The sequence below is a fragment of the Vallitalea longa genome (genome assembly GCF_027923465.1).
Taxonomy (GTDB): domain Bacteria; phylum Bacillota; class Clostridia; order Lachnospirales; family Vallitaleaceae; genus Vallitalea; species Vallitalea longa.
Genome location: NZ_BRLB01000018.1, coordinates 23,815 through 43,808, shown reverse-complemented (window position 1 = coordinate 43,808; position 19,994 = coordinate 23,815). Strand labels below are relative to the sequence as shown.

At 30.4% G+C, this 19,994-nt stretch carries 16 protein-coding genes; 5 read left to right on the top strand and 11 right to left on the bottom strand.

Annotated elements, in window-relative coordinates; genetic code table 11:
- The first annotated feature begins 518 nt into the window (after nt 1–518).
- Nucleotides 519–1,046: an RICIN domain-containing protein gene (locus QMG30_RS20230; protein ID WP_281818639.1), complete on the top strand. Its 528-nt coding sequence runs from the start codon at nt 519–521 to the stop codon at nt 1,044–1,046.
- A gap of 291 nt (nt 1,047–1,337) precedes the next feature.
- Here the strand turns inward: QMG30_RS20230 and QMG30_RS20225 are convergent, their stop codons facing one another.
- On the bottom strand, nt 1,338–2,126 hold the full coding sequence (locus tag QMG30_RS20225) for an AraC family transcriptional regulator (protein WP_281818638.1): 789 nt from the start codon (nt 2,124–2,126) through the stop codon (nt 1,338–1,340).
- A 159-nt stretch (nt 2,127–2,285) separates the two neighbouring features.
- Here QMG30_RS20225 and QMG30_RS20220 point away from each other — a divergent pair, with 159 nt between their 5' ends.
- Both QMG30_RS20220 and QMG30_RS20215 read left to right on the top strand, forming a co-directional pair.
- Complete coding sequence (locus tag QMG30_RS20220) at nt 2,286–2,945, top strand: ThuA domain-containing protein (RefSeq protein WP_281818637.1); 660 nt, start codon at nt 2,286–2,288, stop codon at nt 2,943–2,945.
- 43 nt (nt 2,946–2,988) lie between these two features.
- Entirely contained in the window at nt 2,989–4,092 is a 1,104-nt protein-coding gene (locus tag QMG30_RS20215) for a Gfo/Idh/MocA family protein (RefSeq protein WP_281818636.1), read from the top strand.
- Nucleotides 4,093–4,229: 137 nt separating this feature from the next.
- Here the strand turns inward: QMG30_RS20215 and galE are convergent, their stop codons facing one another.
- The 4 genes from galE to QMG30_RS20195 all read right to left on the bottom strand — a co-directional run bounded on the left by galE (nt 4,230) and on the right by QMG30_RS20195 (nt 8,789).
- Nucleotides 4,230–5,243, bottom strand: coding sequence for a UDP-glucose 4-epimerase GalE (gene galE, locus QMG30_RS20210; protein WP_281818635.1), 1,014 nt, complete (start codon nt 5,241–5,243; stop codon nt 4,230–4,232).
- Between the two features lie 186 nt (nt 5,244–5,429).
- Nucleotides 5,430–6,836 (bottom strand): phosphoglucomutase/phosphomannomutase family protein, encoded by a 1,407-nt coding sequence (locus QMG30_RS20205; protein WP_281818634.1) that lies wholly within the window; start codon nt 6,834–6,836, stop codon nt 5,430–5,432.
- Between the two features lie 88 nt (nt 6,837–6,924).
- Nucleotides 6,925–7,662, bottom strand: a complete 738-nt coding sequence (locus QMG30_RS20200; RefSeq protein WP_281818633.1) for a sugar phosphate nucleotidyltransferase — start codon at nt 7,660–7,662, stop codon at nt 6,925–6,927.
- A gap of 44 nt (nt 7,663–7,706) precedes the next feature.
- Complete coding sequence (locus QMG30_RS20195) at nt 7,707–8,789, bottom strand: GHMP family kinase ATP-binding protein (protein ID WP_281818630.1); 1,083 nt, start codon at nt 8,787–8,789, stop codon at nt 7,707–7,709.
- Between the two features lie 218 nt (nt 8,790–9,007).
- On the opposite strand from QMG30_RS20195, the gene QMG30_RS20190 reads away from it, so the two are divergent.
- On the top strand, nt 9,008–10,183 hold the full coding sequence (locus QMG30_RS20190; RefSeq protein WP_281818627.1) for a helix-turn-helix domain-containing protein: 1,176 nt from the start codon (nt 9,008–9,010) through the stop codon (nt 10,181–10,183).
- Nucleotides 10,184–10,251: 68 nt separating this feature from the next.
- On the top strand, nt 10,252–11,220 hold the full coding sequence (locus QMG30_RS20185) for a YbgA family protein (RefSeq protein ID WP_281818625.1): 969 nt from the start codon (nt 10,252–10,254) through the stop codon (nt 11,218–11,220).
- A gap of 16 nt (nt 11,221–11,236) precedes the next feature.
- On the opposite strand, the gene gnpA is transcribed toward QMG30_RS20185, so the two are convergent.
- From gnpA to QMG30_RS20155, 6 genes are all read right to left on the bottom strand, one after another.
- Nucleotides 11,237–13,390, bottom strand: coding sequence for a 1,3-beta-galactosyl-N-acetylhexosamine phosphorylase (gene gnpA, locus QMG30_RS20180; protein ID WP_281818623.1), 2,154 nt, complete (start codon nt 13,388–13,390; stop codon nt 11,237–11,239).
- Nucleotide 13,391: 1 nt separating this feature from the next.
- Nucleotides 13,392–14,954 carry a type 2 periplasmic-binding domain-containing protein gene (locus QMG30_RS20175; protein WP_281818622.1) on the bottom strand — a complete coding sequence of 521 codons (1,563 nt, stop codon included), beginning with the start codon at nt 14,952–14,954 and terminating at the stop codon, nt 13,392–13,394.
- Nucleotides 14,955–14,974: 20 nt separating this feature from the next.
- Entirely contained in the window at nt 14,975–16,354 is a 1,380-nt protein-coding gene (locus QMG30_RS20170) for a response regulator transcription factor (RefSeq protein ID WP_281818621.1), read from the bottom strand.
- 11 nt (nt 16,355–16,365) lie between these two features.
- Nucleotides 16,366–18,111 (bottom strand): sensor histidine kinase, encoded by a 1,746-nt coding sequence (locus QMG30_RS20165; RefSeq protein WP_281818620.1) that lies wholly within the window; start codon nt 18,109–18,111, stop codon nt 16,366–16,368.
- A 76-nt stretch (nt 18,112–18,187) separates the two neighbouring features.
- A complete protein-coding gene (locus tag QMG30_RS20160) occupies nt 18,188–19,033 on the bottom strand; it encodes a carbohydrate ABC transporter permease (protein ID WP_281818618.1) in 846 nt (281 codons plus the stop codon).
- Nucleotides 19,034–19,047: 14 nt separating this feature from the next.
- Nucleotides 19,048–19,962, bottom strand: coding sequence for a carbohydrate ABC transporter permease (locus QMG30_RS20155; protein WP_281818617.1), 915 nt, complete (start codon nt 19,960–19,962; stop codon nt 19,048–19,050).
- Nucleotides 19,963–19,994 lie beyond the last annotated feature (32 nt).

Sequence of the window (19,994 nt, the reverse complement as noted above, 5' to 3'; positions counted from 1 at the left end):
CACCTCTTATATTTTTACTTAATAATACCACAAATTATTAAATTTAGTAAATATTTTTTTACTTTTTTGAATATAGTAAATATAGTATTTATATACACTATTTTTTATAAGTGAGTAAACATTATATTAATATTTTAATTAAGTCTATTAAATAAATACTATTTTAACATAGAGTAATTTAATCAGGTAATCATAACCGGATAATTAATTATATTAAACATGATAATAATAACATTGTATTATTTTATTTTTAGAATTATATTACATTTGTTCTTAAATAATATGCTATAATTGGTATATTATTCACTATAATAACATTATATATATTTGTTATATATCTTTATTATTTTATCATGCTTATATTTATACACAATTAATTAAAGTATATTAATTTTCATAATTTAATAATAATTAGTAATACACAATAAAATTCTTCATATATTATATAGAGGTTTTTTATACTGCATGTATTAAGAAGATTTGTGTATCCAAAAAAATAATTCGAAGGAGAGATAAATATGAAAAAATTATTATCAGTTTTAGTTATTTGTTCATTAATGACAGTATTATTTGGTGTAGGTGCAACTACAGCATCAGCTTCAACAGGAGATAAGTATATTCTTGTAAATTATGACAGCGGTAAAGGTCTAACAACTAATTGTGATAACATACAACAGAATGATTTAGTTTTAAATAATAACCAAACATGGCATATTGTTGAAAAAGGTACTACTTGTGATAATAGAAAATATTATACTATTGAAAATTATGCAAGTGGAAAAGTAATGGGCGTTGAAAATAGCAGTACTGCAAGATATGCTAATGTTCAACAAGAATGTTATACTGGTTGCGATAACCAGTTATGGTTTATAGATTATTGTGAAACAAAAGATTTTGCAGCATACTATCATATTGAAAATAAAAATAGCGGTAAATTATTATCAGTCGCTGCACCATACGGAGCGGAAGGTTCTAATGTACAACAATATGAAAATTGTAATTACCGTGACCAATTGTGGGCAATTTTATCACTGGAGGATCATTAAAAATTTTAAATATCTAATAATATAAAAATATATTTTTTCTTAATAAAGTATAATCAACCAATTTTAATTAAATATAAAACTGAATATTAATATTATACTAAACCCTCAAAAATTATTCTATATATAAGGGATACTTAGTATATTGTTAATATATCATGACCTTTGTAAAACCAATCTAGCTATATAGGCTAGGTTGGTTTTCTATTCAGTAACAATCTATAATTTTAGAATTAGGTCATATATTTAATAGCTATTATAATTTTTTTATAACAGAAAAGTATTATCCCTTAATTAAGCTGATCTATATTCAGATGGTGTACACCCCACTAGTTCTTTGAATACCCTATTAAAATTTCTAAGACTCTCAAATCCACATTCCAACCCAATATTAAGAATTTTCATATCCGTATTAGTAAGAAGTCTCTGTGCACTATTAATTCTTAGTCTATTAATATATTTATTGAACTTATAACCTATCTTGCTATTGAATATCCTTGATATATAGAATTTACTAAAACCCAAGTCCTTTGATATACTATCTAAACTGATATTCTCTCTATAATGTTTTTCCGTATATTTTAATATACTCTGAATGGTATTATCATAAATCTGTTTGCTATCATCATATATGAAGTTACTGGACATACATCCCATTATTGAATACAAAAATCCTCTTACTATATTTTCATCATCACCATTTTCCTTCTCATAACGCAGCATCTCAATTAAATCCATTACTCTATCATCATATGTATTCTTGGGGAAAAAATAAATAGCTAGACTTTTTTCCTTAATATTATTAAAAAATTCCCCTATTATATCTGGTGAAAAAAGCAATATTATGCTTTTGGAAAAATCCTTAGTATAGTAACTATGAATATCATTTTGGAAACTTATTGCGATGTCTCCCTCATCTAAATCTTTGATGCTCTCATTAATATTAACCTTAATACTACCCTCTACAATATAAATCAACTCAATATATGAGTGCAAATGTGCAGGAAAAGTAATATTAACACTACTTCCTATAGTATAGAAATAATTATTATCTGATTCTCTTATTTCATAGAAAGGATACATGGATTATACCTCATTTCAATTATAGTGCCCTATAAAGAATCTAACATTTATAGCAATATTTGTCTATATTATATTAAGATATCGCTAGATAATTAATATATTTTTTTATACTATATATTTATAAGTTAATTAAAAAAATAGTATTTGGGAGTGATTCAAATGAATAAAAAAGCATTAATCGTTCAAGGTGGATGGGCAGGACATGAACCAAAACAGATATCAGATGTCTTCAAAAATATCTTAATCGAAGAAGGTTTTGGAGTTGAGGTTTCAGATACCTTAGATAGCTTCATGGATTCAGAAAAACTTAAAGAGCTAAATCTTATCATACCAGTATGGACTATGGGTGAAATCACCCAAGAACAATTGAACTCAGTAGTTGAAGCTGTAGATTCAGGTGTTGGTCTTGCAGGTTGTCACGGTGGTATGTGTGATGCTTTTAGGAATTCAGTTGAGTGGCAATTTATGACTGGTTCCCAATGGGTAGCACATCCTGGTAATGATAATACCGATTATGAAGTCAATATAGTAAAATCTTCTTCAAGTCCAATTGTAGAAGGTATTTCAGATTTCATGGTAAACAGTGAACAATACTACCTACATATCGATCCTTCAATAAATGTACTTGCAACTACAACTTTCCCTATAGCTGAAGGACCTCACAGCACGAACGGTAGAGTTTCTGTTCCAGTTGTCTATACTAAATATTGGGGAAAAGGAAAAGTCTTCTATAATTCATTAGGACATCATGCTGATATATTTAATATCCGTGAAGCGAAAGAACTAATGAGAAGAGGTTTCTTATGGGCTGCTAAGTAGTTGAATACAAAACAATATGTTGTATAAGGAAGGCGGATTATATATGAATAAAGTTAAAGTAGGTATTGTCGGGTGCGGCAACATAAGCGGAATCTATCTTGAAAATCTGACCAATTTATTTACTAATGTTGAAGTCTATGCATGTTCAGATCTAGATGAAGAAAAAGCGAAATCAGCTGCTGAGAAATATGGTATCAATAATATCTTATCAACAGAAGAATTGCTTGAATGCAAAGATATCCAGATTGTCTTGAATCTCACTACACCAAAAACCCATTATGAAATATGTAAAAAGGCTCTTCTAGCTGATAAACATGTATATGTGGAAAAACCTTTGTCATTAACAGTAGAACAAGGTAAAGAACTTTTGACTCTTGCAAAAGATAAAAATCTAATGATAGGTTGTGCTCCTGATACCTTTCTTGGTGGTGGCATACAAACATGTAGAAAATTGATTGACGATGGATTTATTGGAACACCAATAGCTGCCACTGCTTTTATGACCTGCCATGGACATGAAAATTGGCATCCAGACCCAGAATTCTATTATGAACTAGGTGGAGGACCAATGTTTGATATGGGACCTTACTATCTTACTGCTCTAGTTTTCCTTTTAGGTGGAGCAAAAACAGTATGTGGTATGACCAAAATATCCTTTCCTCAAAGAACAATAACAAGTTCCAAGAAATTTGGTAAAACCATAGATGTTGAAGTTCCAACACATGTTGCAGGTAATATTTTATTTCAGAATGATGTAATTGCTACCATGATAACAAGTTTTGACATATGGAGCAGTACATTACCAAGAATAGAAATATATGGTTCTCTTGGTACACTTATCGTACCAGATCCAAATACCTTTGGAGGTCCTGTACTGTTAAGGACAGCCAATGGAGATGAATTCAAAGAAATTCCATTAACACATATTTATGCTGAAAATAGCAGAGGTATAGGAGTTTCAGATATGGCAAACTGCATATATACAGAAGATACTCCTAGAGCATCTGGTGAACTTGCTAATCATGTTCTAGAAATCATGCATGCTTTTCAACAAAGCTTTGATACATTACAATATGTTGAATTGACCACAACTTGTAATCAACCCAAACCTCTTCCTTTAGGTTTGATAAAAGGATATGTAAGTTAGTTTCTATGCCTCATTATCTTCATACACAATGTCATAAATAAAAGGAAAGTTTAGCATGATGTCCTATGACATATGCTAAACTTTCTTATACATTCAATGTGCATTTCAAATAATAATATTTCTCTAGAATTTCGTTACTACTCTTCATACCCGTTGGGATTATTGCTCTGCCAACGCCAAGAATCTCTACACATATCCTCAAGACTCTTCTTCGCTTTCCAACCTAGCTCCTTATAAGCCTTGGAAGCATCAGCATAACATGTAGCTATATCACCAGGTCTTCTATCAACAATCTTATAAGGTACTTTTGCTTCAGTTGCTTTTTCGAAATTACTGATTACATCAAGTACGCTGTAGCCTGAACCTGTTCCCAAGTTATAAGCTTCAACACCTTTCATACTCATAACTTTTTCAACAGCCTTAAGATGTCCATTAGCTAAATCAACTACGTGAATATAATCCCTTACTCCAGTACCGTCATGTGTATCATAATCATCTCCGAATACACTTAATTCTTTACGTTTACCAATTGCCACTTGGGTAATGTAAGGCATTAGATTATTAGGAATACCATTAGGGTCTTCCCCGATCCTTCCACTGATATGTGCTCCTATAGGATTAAAATATCTAAGAAGCGCTATACTCCATTCGTTATCTGAGACATATAAGTCACTTAGAATCTGCTCAATCATAAGCTTTGTACTTCCATATGGATTAGTCGTACTAAGAGGCAAATCCTCTGTCAAAGGTGAAATATTATTCATACCATATACAGTTGCTGATGAACTGAATACCATATTTTTGACATTATGCTTCTTCATAAGCTCACATAATATGAGTGTACCTGTAATATTATTATGATAATAATTGAGTGGTATGGAAACAGATTCACCAACGGCTTTTAAACCTGCGAAATGAATTACTGAATCTATTTTGTTTTCATCAAAAACTTTATCAAGAGCTTCTCTATCAAGTAAATCCACTTCATAGAATTTGAACTCTTTACCTGTAATTTCTTTAACTCTTTTTAGAGATTCAGGCTTACTATTTGAAAAATTATCTACAATAATTACTTCATATCCATTTTCTAGAAGCTGAACAACAGTATGACTACCAATATATCCTGCTCCTCCAGTTACTAATATATTCATTGTTTCCCTCCATTTGTCAAATATTATTTACATATCCTAGTTTGCCTATGTAATACTATTTCTTTTGTTCCTTGGCTGATAGGTTATCTTACTACAATTATGAACATTAATATTAATTGTAACAATTATTCTATAAATATTCAACATCAGCTGTTCTCGTATATATTCATCAAATACACTACATACTTATATATTCAAAAAATCCTTCATCTCAGTACATACTTTTTCTGCCTTTTCAATACAATCCATTTCTGCAAAAACACGGAGTAAAGGCTCTGTACCAGAGAACCTGGCAATTATCCATCCACCATTCTTGAAAAATACTTTTACACCATCCATATAACTTACTCTATCTACTTCAAAACTGAATTCTGGAATTTTCTTATCTGTATATAGAATCTTCAATAATCTTTCTTTTTCATTAGCATCAAAACCGAAACCATGTTCAGCCATTTCAAACATACCAAACTGTTCATGAATCTCTTCTAATAATTTGGAGAGATGTTTATTAGTGACACTTATCATCTCTACTAGTAGTGATGCAGCAAATACTCCATCCTTACCTTTTATATGACCTCTTATAGTTAATCCTCCGCTGCTTTCTCCACCGATTAATGCATCAGTCTCTTCCATCTTAGAACTAATATGCTTGAATCCTACTGGAACTTCATAACATTCTTGACCGAATCCTTCTGCTATTTTATCAAGCAAATGCGTAGTAGCTAGATTTCTCACGACTGGACCTGACCAACCTTTATATTTCATTAAATAGTAATATAGAAGTGCCATGATCTCATTAGGATGAATAAAGTTACCTGTTTCATCAATAATCCCTAGACGGTCTGCATCCCCATCTGTTCCAATACCAAGGTCAAATCCTTTTTCCACTACATCATTTTTAAGTCTTCCTAAAGTTTCTGCACTTGGAGATGGTAGTCTACCTCCGAATAGAGTATCATGTCTATCATGTATCAATTCCACTTCACATCTTGCAGTCATTAGAATTGTTTGAAGAGAAGTCTTGGATACACCATACATAGGATCTAATAATATTCGTAGTTGTTTATTCTTGATAGCCTCCAAATCCACAAGATTGATAATTGTATCTATATAATCATTAAAAGGATTATATATTACAACTTTCTCTTCTTTAATTGCTTTATCAAAATTCATTTCTTTTACATCTTCTAGACTGATCTTATTGACTTCTGCTTCAATTTCATCAGTAATTTCTGCTGAAGCATCACGTCCACCTTCAGTAAATACTTTAACTCCATTGTAATCAGCGGGGTTATGACTTGCAGTAATAGCAGCTCCATATAGTAAGTTCATTTCTTTAACACTGAACATAATCATTGGAGTAGGCGCAATTCTATTGATAAAATATACTTTTATTCCATTTCCAGCCATAACTTCAGCAATCCATTTAGCACTTTTTTCAGAAAGAAATCTTCTATCATAGCCAAGAACAAATTCATTAGCATCTTCTTTTATCATTTTGTTTGCTAATCCTTGTGCCAAAAGTTGTAAATTACTCTTAGTAAAATCTTCACCTATAATTGCTCTCCAACCACCTGTACCGAATTTAATCATCTGCTCATTCCTTTCATTTTGTCAAATATTTAATCTATACCGTATTACCAATATGATAGCTTTTTCAAGCTATACATTTATTAATACATTATTTAGTTTCCTCACTCAAAATTTTCTCACAGAATTCTAATTCCTCTAGTGTATTAACACCATAGACTTCATTAGAATTATAAATAGTATGAGTTATCAATTTCTTGTTTTTCTCCATAACTAGCTTTGGTATATCAGTCAAATAGTATTCTTTCTGAACATTATTATTCTTTAACAATTTTAGATTATCAAATAGAAATTTACTGTCAAACACATATACACCTACATTAAGTTCTTTAACTGCTAATTGCTCGGCTGTACAATCTTTTGCTTCAACTACACCTATCATCTCATTATCATCATTTCTTATGATTCTTCCATAAGCTGGTGGATCATCAATGACAGCAGTAAGAACCGTACATGTTGCATTTTCCTTTTCATGTTTTTCGAACATCTTTTCATAAGTGCTTCTTTTGTAGAGAGGCATATCTCCGTAAGCCACTAAAATAGGTCCATCATATTCTTTGAACTCTTCTTCTGTCACCATTACAGCATGACCTGTTCCCAGCTGCTCATCTTGACTTATTAACTTATAATTTCCTTTAATATTTTCATACACCATTTCTTTTTTATACCCTACAACAACTGTTATATCCTCTTGTTCTAAAAAAGATAGCGCATCAAGAACATATCCAATCAATGGCTTGCCATTTGCTTTTCTGAGAACTTTTGGCATGTTGTATTTTTCTGATAATAATCTTGTTCCTTTTCCTGCTCCAAGTACGATTGCTTTCATAATCATCATCCTTTCGTCTTAATCATGTCAATATCTATGATAGGTTACTTATCAACTCTTACTCCTGAATCCTGCTTGAGAATCACTCCCCAATAACCTTTTGCACATACTTTATCTAATATTTTTTTGCTATCTTTTTCATATGCATATACATAACAACATCCTCCGCCTCCAGAACCATTGATTTTACCTCCTAGAGCTCCGTTTTCATAAGCTGTCATGAGAATCTCTTCTATCTTAGGTGTAGATATTTCAAGACCGTCTCTTAGATTTCTATGATGTCTCCTAAGAAGTTCACCTAATTTAACCGAGTCTACTTCCGTATTAAACATTTTTTCTGCTTCTTTTAGAATTTTATAATTATCAATATTTGCTTTCACCTTAACCAACTTATCTTGTGATAACTTTTCAAGGCATATAAGATTATCTTCATTATCAATAAAATCTCTTATACTATTTATTCCGTATTCTTTCAATTCCTCAAGTGCCTCAAGAACAGGATATTTAGCACTAGCCAATACTTTAGTAGTTTGTTTATCTTCAAGTGAGTCAAATAATATGAAGCAACCAGGTATTTCTGTCTTCAATGGCTCAACGACTGTTTTTTCTTTATTGAATATTAAATGTAACAAACCACCATAAGCAGATGAGTAGTGATCCATAAGTCCACCTGGCTCATTGAACTCAGTAACTTCAGCTTCGAATCCTAACAATGCGATTTTTTCTGGATTATCTTTATCTTCATGATCAATCAGCTCTAGTAAAACTTTAATGAATACTACTACCATAGTTGTTGATGAACACATTCCTTTTCCGATTGGAATATCAGAATCCATAAATATGTCAAATCCTGTTTCCAATTTATATCCATTTCTCATAAGCACATTAATGGCACTTTTAATGTAATCCCTGTTGTTTTCGTACACTATTCTTTCATCTAGATCAATAATCTCTTCTCTGTTTATATTTTCACCGCTAAGACGTACATGGATTATACGATCATCTCTTCTACTTCCTTCCGCTTTGAATCTTAGATTGATTGCAGATGATATTACCTCTAGATTCAAGTAATCCTGATGTTCTCCAAATAAGCATATTCTACTTGGCGTTGATACAGATATTTTCATTAACATATTCTCCTTTAAAATTTTTCTTATTTCTGCTAGCAATTAAACACTTTAAAAAGTAGTAGACTACCATATACTGTTTATAATAATATTGTATTACATAATGATTAAAAAGTATTTTTACAATACTGAACTAAATTTGTCATATTCTACTTTTTAGGGTAAAATAGTAAGTAGTAATCTATCATTCATCATTATAATAATATGGAGGGGAAAAAATGATTAAAAATATAACTAAAATATCCTTCGCATCTTATGGAACAATAGCTAAAGACTTGTTTGATAATATACATATCAAAGATATAGATACTCAATCTACTAATTTGATTACTACCTTCAACCTCAATTCATTTTTTGTCGATGAGACTAATCATACTATAATAGATATAGAAGAAGGAACTGCACTTTTATATGTCTATACTTCAGGTACAGAATCAAATACATTTTTTTTAGATAAGTGTGTTATCTTACACCCTGATGTATTTTATAAGATAATTCCTCTATATAATGAATGCGTAATTAAAGTAAAGTTCAATACAGAAACTACAATTTTACAGATGAATAATCTTAGTCTTGATTTCTCACCAGATATTAAGGGACTACTGAAAATAGATAAAATATATACCCTTTTCTATCAGGAATTTGATGAGTATTTTGCTTTCAAAGGAGAAAAACATGATTTTTGGGAAATAACTTATGTGGATCAAGGTGAGTTATTAACTCGTATAGCTGACAAAGAATTCATATTGACACAGGGAAACTTTATTTTTTATGCTCCTAACCAATACCATACTCAAAAAAATAACGCAAAAGAGCCTATTTCTTTTCTTACGATAAGTTTTGAGATGGACTTTGAACAAGAAGACTTGTTCATAAATAAAATATTCCATTGCAGTCATACCTTGAAAACCATTCTTGAAAAAATATTATCCGAAAAAGATTACAACGGTTTGTACAGCCCTGATTTAATCATATGCTATTTAAAAGAATTCATCATAGAATTGTTAAGAGAATTCTCTAACCAAAACAATTTAAAAAAACTCCATACCTCAATGCAGATCAATACTAATAACATATATGTAAACTCCGCTCTAGATTATATATATCAGAACTTCAACAAAAAAATAACAATAAATGAAATAGCCCATAAAATATCCATAAGCCCATCATATCTATCCAGAATTTTCAAATATGTCGTGGGAGTAACTATTATCGAGTATATCAATAACTACCGTTTAGAAAAAAGTAAGGAATATATAAAATCCACAGAACTCAGCTTGACACAGATTGCTGAAATACTAGGTTTCAATTCTATACATTATTTCTCTAAGCAGTTCAAGAAGAAATATGAAATAAGTCCAATAATATATAGTAAATCTCTAAAAAATAATTAGTATATAATCATTACCCTTCACACACAATAACAACTATAACAATAACTTAAGTCAAAGAGGGATAAGTGATGAATAACATAGATATAACTCCAACTATAGCTATAAGCAGATGTATCAATTTTGATAAATGCCGTTATAATGGTGATGGTGATAACAATGAATTCATAAATACGTTGAAAGATTATGTGACTTTTGTACCTTTCTGTCCAGAAGTAGAAATCGGTATGGAAACACCAAGAAAACCTATTCGTCTAGTGGAAATAAACAACATGATACATCTTATCCAGCCATTTACGAAAATAGATTTAACTGATAAAATGCTTGATTATACTAATATGCTGATGACTAGATTACAGAACGTGGACGGATTTATAATGAAAACAAGATCTCCATCATGTGGAATTAAAGAAGTCAAAATATATGATAGTGATAAAAAAGGTGCTAACAGCAGAAAAGGCAAAGGAATGGTGGGCGGTAGAATCACAGAAATGTACAGCCACTTACCCATAGAAGATGATGGACGGCTTAGGAACTTTAAAATAAGAGAACACTTTCTAACCAAATTATACGTAATGTCTACATTAAGAAAAATTAAAAGAACTAAATCCTTAGATACTTTAATCAATTTTCATAAATCAAATACTCTTTTAATGATAGCATATAATCAATCCAAGTTGAAAGAACTTAATAAACTCATGAATCAAGTTGATTCTATACCCATTGATCAATTACTGGATTCCTATGAAAAAATGTTAGGTCTGATATTTCGTATATCACCTAGATACACATCAAATATAACAGTTCTACTTAGATGTGTAGACTATTTCAAAAAAAATATAAATGATGATGAATTCAATTTCATATTAGAACTCATCAATGAATATAAGAATCATAAAGTACCTTTTAGTGTACCTCTTAATGTTATTAAAGGTTACGTTATCAGGTTTAATATAGAATATCTCAATAATCAAAGTTTTTTTGACCCCTTTCCCAAAGCTCTATTGGATGTTAATGATTCTGGAAAAGGAGTCAAATAAAATATACTAATATACTCTAAATATCAAACCACATGATCTCATTAGCCTCTAAATCAAGATTGTATTTAGTATTATCGCCTTTATATACAACTGTTTTCTGAGGCTCGTATGTATTATTGACAACACAGTATTTATTGGTATTAGGATATGCATGAACCTCTACATTAATATTATCACTATACCATTTTTTCATTTCGTTTTCTTTACCTGCTGCAAAAAATATTGCTCTATACAGTAAACGTGAATTTTGGAAACTGTATGGAATACCGCTTATATATACTCCACGCCCTTTATAATAATCATTAGTTGCAAGTTGAATATTCTCATTTCTATTCACTATGACATTCGCATTTTTCAACGCATATATATCTTTCATACCCTCACCGAAGTCTATTTCACCATTACATTCTTCTGTTATGAAATGAGGTCTCTCCTTCCAATTATATCTATCAGTAGACAAGCTGAATCCAAGTTCTTTATCTACACCAAGTACAGAAGCTAATTGAAAATAACGCCCATTTTTCTCATAAGCAGTAGGTTCTCCTACCCCTATAAATCCTCCACCTTCTGCAACAAATTCCTTGATAGCAGTTAATATATCAACGTCCAACCAATTCTCTCCACCACTGTTAGCAGTATAAGCACTACCTGCATTAATGATTACACCTACATCATCTAATATTGATTTATCTTCTCTGATATCATCAAAACTTATGAACTTAACATCAAATGGCATGCCTGATAGAGCTTCTAGTATACCTCCGTAAGAGTAGCACTTTTTATTCCACAATGCATGAGCTACCATATATGTTCCCCATGAACGTATTTTACCCCATGAGTTAAGTACTGCAACTTTAAAAGGAGCTGCATATGGTTTACCATCACCGATATTACTGTAGAGAGTTCGAAATTCATTACATACATCTTCAATGTAACTCATAAAATCTGGGAAGTTAAGGGCAAGTTTCAGATAACCTCCATAACCGATACGGTCTACAGGACTTCTTAGAATCGCACGTCTTGCAGTTATCCAGTTTTCAACTGCCTCTTTCTTAGGGTCTCCCCCTTCATAGAATGTGTCTGGAAAGAAGTATGGTAAGAATCTTCCTTCCGTATATTTTACTCCTTCTATATCAGAAATAAGTCTTAGAGTTGTTCCATTGCCCACAGAACCTACAACGCTATCTAATCCTATATCGTTGAAGTATTTTCCAAATGGTTCTGTACCGATCCAATGATCTCCTAGAAACATCATGGCTTCTTTTTTATGACTATGTACTATATCAACTAATTCTTTTGCAAGTTTCGCAACTTCACGCTGTTGGAAATCCATAAAATCCTTATATTCTTTTTTTGGTATACGGAAGGTGTTATTCTGATAACCTTCATCTATTATATATTCCGGACGGAATTTATATCCCACTTCTTCTTCAAATTGTTCTAATACATATGGACTGACACTAGCAGAATATCCAAACCAATCCACAAACTTTTCTTTACCTTCATCATTAAAATTAAGTGTAAACTGATGGAAAAATGTAGTAAATCTTACTACATCAACATTAGGATTGTCTTCACACCATTTTGCAAGTTTTTCTTTTACGTATTTTTTGGTTTTAGGCTGCCTCACATCATAAGTCAATTGATGTTCCACATCTTTCCAATCATTAGTTAAATAATTATACATATGAACAGGGTCCCACATAATAAAAGCCAAAAAACTTACAGTATATTCATGAAACTTTTTAGCATTTATTATAACTTTTCCAGTATTTTCATTGTAATTCCATTCACTAACAGGTACTATGCCTCCTGTAGTCCTGTCTATGACTTCCCACCATTTTGTAATGTCATGCATTGTATTTACCTTGAATTGAGGTTTATAGAAATCTTTCATCAACTCAATTTCCAATATATCCTCTATGGCTGTTTCTGGGTTAGTCACTAAATACATCTGTTGAACTTCATCTGGGTTTTCTTCTGCCCACTTATTATCTTTTCTAGTAGTAAAATATGTAGCATATACTTTTGCTCCTTTGTTCAATAGTTCTTCTGGAAATTCTGTTCCATCACAATCACGAAGGGCATCTACCCCTAATCTTTCCATTACTTCTAAAGTTTGTGGAATTATATCTAAATCAGTTGGTAATGTTACTCTTCCTTTATCCATTCTATTTCTCCTTATCTTCTTCATCAACCCATGTATTAAACTCTTCAATTACTTTTGATAGTCCTTGATTCTCATAATACTTCATCAAGTCATCATACATCTTATCAACACTTTCTTTTCCTACCATAACTTTAATCATATCATCCGCAGGCTTAATGGAAAAATCACACATGGACTGGGCTTCTTCTGAAATATTTATTTCTTTATATTCAGGTAATTCGGTATTTAATAATTTATAACTATACTCTACATCCATTTTAAAATATTTATCTTTTTCTGGGTCACCTGTTAAAGTGAGATATCTGCTGATATTATTCCATTGTACAAGATTAGCTAATAATGTAATAGGATATTTTTCATTAATCTTTTCATTAGGTTTCAAAAATTGGACACCATTTTTAGCAATATAATCTTCACCTTCATAGCCCATTCTTAACATATTTTCATTCTTTAAAAAATACTCATACAAGTCAAGTATCGCTTTATACTTAACAGGGTCACTAGTTGTTATATAAGATTCTGACCAGAATTTTTTGTATACGTTACCGTACACATTACCATCAATAGATTCTAATGGTGACAATATCTTCACGCAGTCTTCAAATTTCTTGTCATCATAATATTCATTCCATTTTTCTGCTAGCTCCACTGTTGGCATGTTTGCTAAGAAAGCTGCACATGAACCGTTTACAAATCTTCCTATTGATTGTTGCTCTTTTGCCAAAGTTACATCTCTTGCTAAAGTTTTTTCTTCAAACATATCTCTTGCCAATTGCAATGCAGCCTTAATATCTCCTGCGAAATAGGCAGGTATATACTTTCCGTCTTTTTTTACCCACTTGTAATCATTACCGCTTCCATCACTCATTCCTAGAGGCACACTATAACACATGAAGAAGCTGTCAAGAATATATGGGACTTTTACGGTCATACCTTCAATATTCTTATTTTCAAAATTAGCTTTCATAATAGCTTTAATCATATTTCGAAATTCATCATAATTCTCTGGTTCTTTAATAATTCCTGCTTTTTCTGCCAAATCGTATCGATAATATATCTTACGGTCCATTCCGCTTAATTTAACACTATGAGTACTATCATAAGTTTTTCTTGGAATCAAATAGAATTTTCCATCACAATTTTTGAAGGTTTCCATTCCAGAAGAATTCATATAACTATTAAGATTAGGCCATAAAGACAGATCTTCTGGTAACGGCTTAATTATTTTCTTATTGATCCATGTATAATATAGAGGCGTACCTATAGCATCAATAGCCATAATATCCGGATATCTTGATGAACTCGCCCACAATTGAATTTTCCTTTTATAATCATCAAAAGTCATTTCATAGGGAACGATTTCAATATTAAGGTCTTCTTTGATCTGTTTAAGCATCTTATCGTTATCCCCACCACTAAGAGCATTATCAATATTCCAAAAAGCAATTGATATCTTAATTGGTTCTTCTCTTTTATCATGAGAGATTTCTTTATCATTAGTACTGCAACCTACCAATGCGATAATTAAAATAATTAATACAATTTCTTCTAATAATTTTTTCATAATATTGAACTCCTTTTATTTTAATTAACACACTTTTTTCTATAATAAGATGGTGCCATAGTCGTGTGTTTCTTAAATATTTTCATAAAATAAAAGTAATCATTAAAACCGCTGTTTATACACACATCATTAATAGACATGTCTGTTTCTTTTAGTAAATTCTTAGCTTTGTCTACTCTAAGCTTAGTTAGATATTTTACATATGTGGTTCCTGTTTCTTTTTTGAACAATTGGCTTATATAATTGGCATTAAGAAAAAGTTCATCCGCCATATCTTTTATTGAAATATTATTAGTAAAATTAGCATTTATGTATTTAATTATCTTCAAGAAATTCTTATTATTGCTTTCATACTCCAGATTGTTATTATCAAAGTTATTCTCTATTGTATTCAATAAGCTCTCTATCATTTTTTCAAAACTATCATAATTCCTAATTAATTCATCGAAACTATAGATATTCAAATCTTCTCCATTATCATATCTTTTATATTTATTTAAAATCATGTTATGGATTTTCATAGCTTGTTTGATATTAATTTTTTCAATGGAATCACAAGATAGACTTTGCAGTTTATCTTTTAATTCATGGAGATTATCAATATTATCACATATATCTAGATAATACTCATCTGTTACATTGTAACTATCATCAAAAATTTTATTATCATGATTAAAAAAGAAATTATAACTCTTAACCCTGATCTCATCTATCTCCGTTAACATATCAGTATAACTTATTTTGTCATTGGCTAATCCTATACCTTCAATCAAATTATCCTCATTAATAAATTTATTGTTTAGCAGATACCTGGGATCATCATTAAGTATATATAGGAACTTATTGATTCCTAGATTAAATACTAAATGATGAGACTTAATATAGTCTGAAAGATTCTTCTTCCCTATAGAAATAGCCAAATAAAATTTATCTCTTATATTATTTTCATTCAGATAGCTTCTAATCTCATATATATTATTTTCATATACGTATTCTATGAAGTCATAGTCAGCAAAATCCTTACTAGGGGATATTCTGCTTATTGATGTTTTTAATATGGATGTCAATTCATTATAATCAATTGGTTTAAGGCAGTATCCTACAACTCCTATTTGAATAGCTTTTTGTGCATATGAAAAATCCGCATAGCCGCTGATTATTATAAGTTGAATTTTCTTATTTATTTTAAGTATTTCATTACATAATGTAAGCCCATTGAATGGGGGCATACTTATATCAGATATAACAATATCTACAGAATTATCCTTTGCATAACTAAGTGCTGAACGACTATCAGTAGCAGTAAATACTACTTGTAAGTTAAGTTTTCCCCAGTCAATACCTGATTTAATTGACTGAATTATCATTGGTTCATCATCAATTATCATTACATTCAACATAAAAAAACCTCTCATTTATTTTTAGATAATATTTTATATGGAAGTATCAAATCTATTTTGGTACCTTCACCATTGGTACTGTCTATCTTCACTCCATATTCTTTACCATATATCATTTTTATTCTCTTGTGTACATTAGCTATACCTACGTGATTGGAATTAAAATTGTTATCACTATCAAGGCTCTCTATAATTTTATCTAATGTATCTCTGTCAATACCAATACCATCATCTTGAATTGTTATTGTCAATACTTCAGCTTCTACTTTAGTACCAATATATAGAATAGTACAATTAGTATTCTTTTCAATTGCATGAATAAACGCATTTTCCACAATTGGTTGTAGAATCATTTTAGGTATCAATGCATTAAGAGTATCATCATTTATATTATAGAAAATATTGACTTTGTTACAGAATTTAATCTTCTGTATCTCAATATAAGCTTTTATCATTTTTAATTCTTCTGCTAATATAACTTCACTAGAGCCTTTTATACAATATCGAAAAATATTACCTAGACATTGAGCCATACTAGATATTTGAGGTAGATCATTCGACATTGCAATACCCTTAATCGCTTCCAATGCATTATATAAGAAGTGTGGATTAATTTGACTACGCAAATAAGAAATCTCAGCTCTTTTCTTCTCAATCTCTGCTTCATATAAATGTTCAGTCGTATTTATTAATTTATGTGTTAATTGATTAATCTCCTCAGTCATATTGTTAAGATCGTCAGCCAGTTCAACTACTTCTTTATTTCCTCCTACTACTACTCTTTCTTTAAGTTTTTTATAATTCCCGCTTTTTATAGTTCTCAAATAATCGCCAATAACTCTTATTGGTTTAATTGTATTTTTATATATTATAGTAAACACTATACATAATAGAATTATAAACAAACTGTAGATAATAATTAGTATCGATAGTATATATGTAATATCTTTTCGTGAAAAACTCTTATCGATACTGCTGACTACATATAAATTCATATTAGTGATAGGTTCTATAACTATAATATTTTTATTATCTTCTATTTTATATTCTGTATCATTAACTTCACCTATAGTATCGATAATATCTTTTCCCTGGTTCTCTGAACAATTTATGGGATAGTATTTACCTTGTTCATCAAAAATTACAAAACTAATACCTTCTGATTGTTCTTTAAAATTATCGAATAAAGTATCTACATTAACAGATATCACTATATCTCCCAGCTTTTCACCATAGTTTTCCCCTATGTTCATCTCAAAAACTTTACTGTTAAACGCTAGTGTAGTAACATCTTTATCTAAATAGTTATGTACATATAGTCCAGCACATTTGAACTGCGCCTCATCTTTTCCCTGTGTAATTATTTCATTAAGAGTATCCTTTTGAAGACAGATACTATTGACATATTTTTCTCCAACCAAAGCAATATCAAAAATATTATTATAGAATAGTTTTATATCAGATATCTGTTTTTCTACATTTTCTATGGTCTCTATATCCATATCTTCTTGAAAATATTTCTGTAATCTGCTTTCGAATTGTAAAATGTTAGATGCTGCATCTATTTGTCTATAAGTATATTTTAACTCACGTACCAATTTCTGTGATATCGCTGTACTATATTGAATATTCTTTTTTGATACTAAGTTACTTATTAAATTTCCTGTTATAATATTGAGTATAATAAACACAATCATTATTACAAAAACAATTACCGTAAATTGTACTTTAAGACTTGGTAGTATTTTTTTCCCCATTTCATCACATCCTAAGGATCTATTATAATATACTACCTTGTTTTCATTAAATTATCAATAATAAACACTACCTATATTAACCTTTTAATCCACCTAATGATAGTCCTTGTGTTAGTTTCTTCTGTAAAATTATATAAAATATCATTGTGGGTAACATTACTAATACCAATCCTGCAAACATAGCACCCCAATCAGTAGCATACTTCTGCACTTCCATAAGATTTTTGAGTCCTACTGATAGAGTCTTTTTGGTATCATCTCTAATCATTGTAAATGCTAAGATATATTCGTTCCAATAACTCATAAAAGCAAACATCAAAACTGTAACCATTCCAGGTTTAGCTAAGGGAGCCATTACACTATATAAAGTCCTGAAGTAACCGCAACCATCGATTGCCGCTGCCGCTTCATATTCATATGATAGTCCTTTGAAATAACCGCTTAAAAGATAGATATTAAAAGGCAACGTTGTTACTGAGTATAATAAGGCAACTATCAATCTATTATTTAATAAGTGTGCTTTATTCATCATAAGAAATAAAGGAACAACTGTGTAAGACCCAGAAACAAATAATCCCCCCATAAATACTAAAGTTATTATTCTATTAAAACGAAATTTATGTCTTGAAAGTGCATATGATGCTGGTACAGTAAGTGCAAATAGTAATACTATTGACACAGCTGTAATCAATATGGAATTAATGAAATAAGAACCCATATGTCCTTTTATTATTGCATTAACATAATTCTGCAGATTCAAGCCTGAAGGTAAAGTCCATGGACTTGTCAAAAATTCTTTATTAGTCTTAAATGATGTAGCAAAAGCCCAAAATATCGGATATACTACAAGCACAGATGAAATGATAAGTATAATTCTTATAATAATATCACTGGTCGTTAATTTTCTTTTTTTGTTTTTCATATTACTGCCCCCTATCAATAATTATCATTTTCTTTTTCAGTAAGTTTATTGCTGATTATTGCTAAAGTAAAAGCAAATAAAAATACTACTACTGCAACTGCCATTGCATATCCAAAATTAGAATTAGTAAAAGCCTGTCTATACATATATGACAGCAATACTTCTGACGAACCACTAGGTCCTCCATTTGTCATAACAGTAACAAAAAGGAAACTCATATTAAGAGAGGAAATAATGAAAAACACCATAGTTACTCTAATTATTTCCCATAACATAGGTACTGTAATCTTAAAGAATTGTTGTAACTTAGTTGCACCTTCTAAATCCGCTACTTCATATAATGATGGTGATATGGAATCCATTCCAGCCATGTACATTACCATATAATAACCCACAGCCTGCCAGATCATTGCACCGGCAATTGCCCATAGTACTGTTTGAGAATCTCCAAGCCATGTTGGACCGTTAAGCCCTATTAACTTAAGTGCAGCATTTAATATCCCTCTGTTTGGTTCATAAATGTATGTAAATAAAACACCTATTACAACAATTGATAATACATTAGGGAAGAAAAATATTACTCTATATACATTCTTTTCTTTTAATCTGCTTCTTGATAATACAGAAGCAAAAAACAAAGCAAGTACCATCGTAAAAACAGTAGTGACCACCATTATGAATATTGTATTCTGAAAGGCCATACCGAATTTTTTATCATGAAATAATGTACGGAAATTATCAATACCAATGAATGTTTTTACTGGTGATAATCCACTCCATTTGAAAAATGAATTGAAGAAAACATTGATTGCAGGATATACACCTAATATTAAATATAAAATGAATGCAGGAGCAACACAAACTGTAAGAAAGAAACCTTTAGTAGAAGTTATTTTGCTTTTTTTTGCTATACTTTTTGTTTTAATCATGGTTACCTCCTATTATTGAATAATAGGCTGTC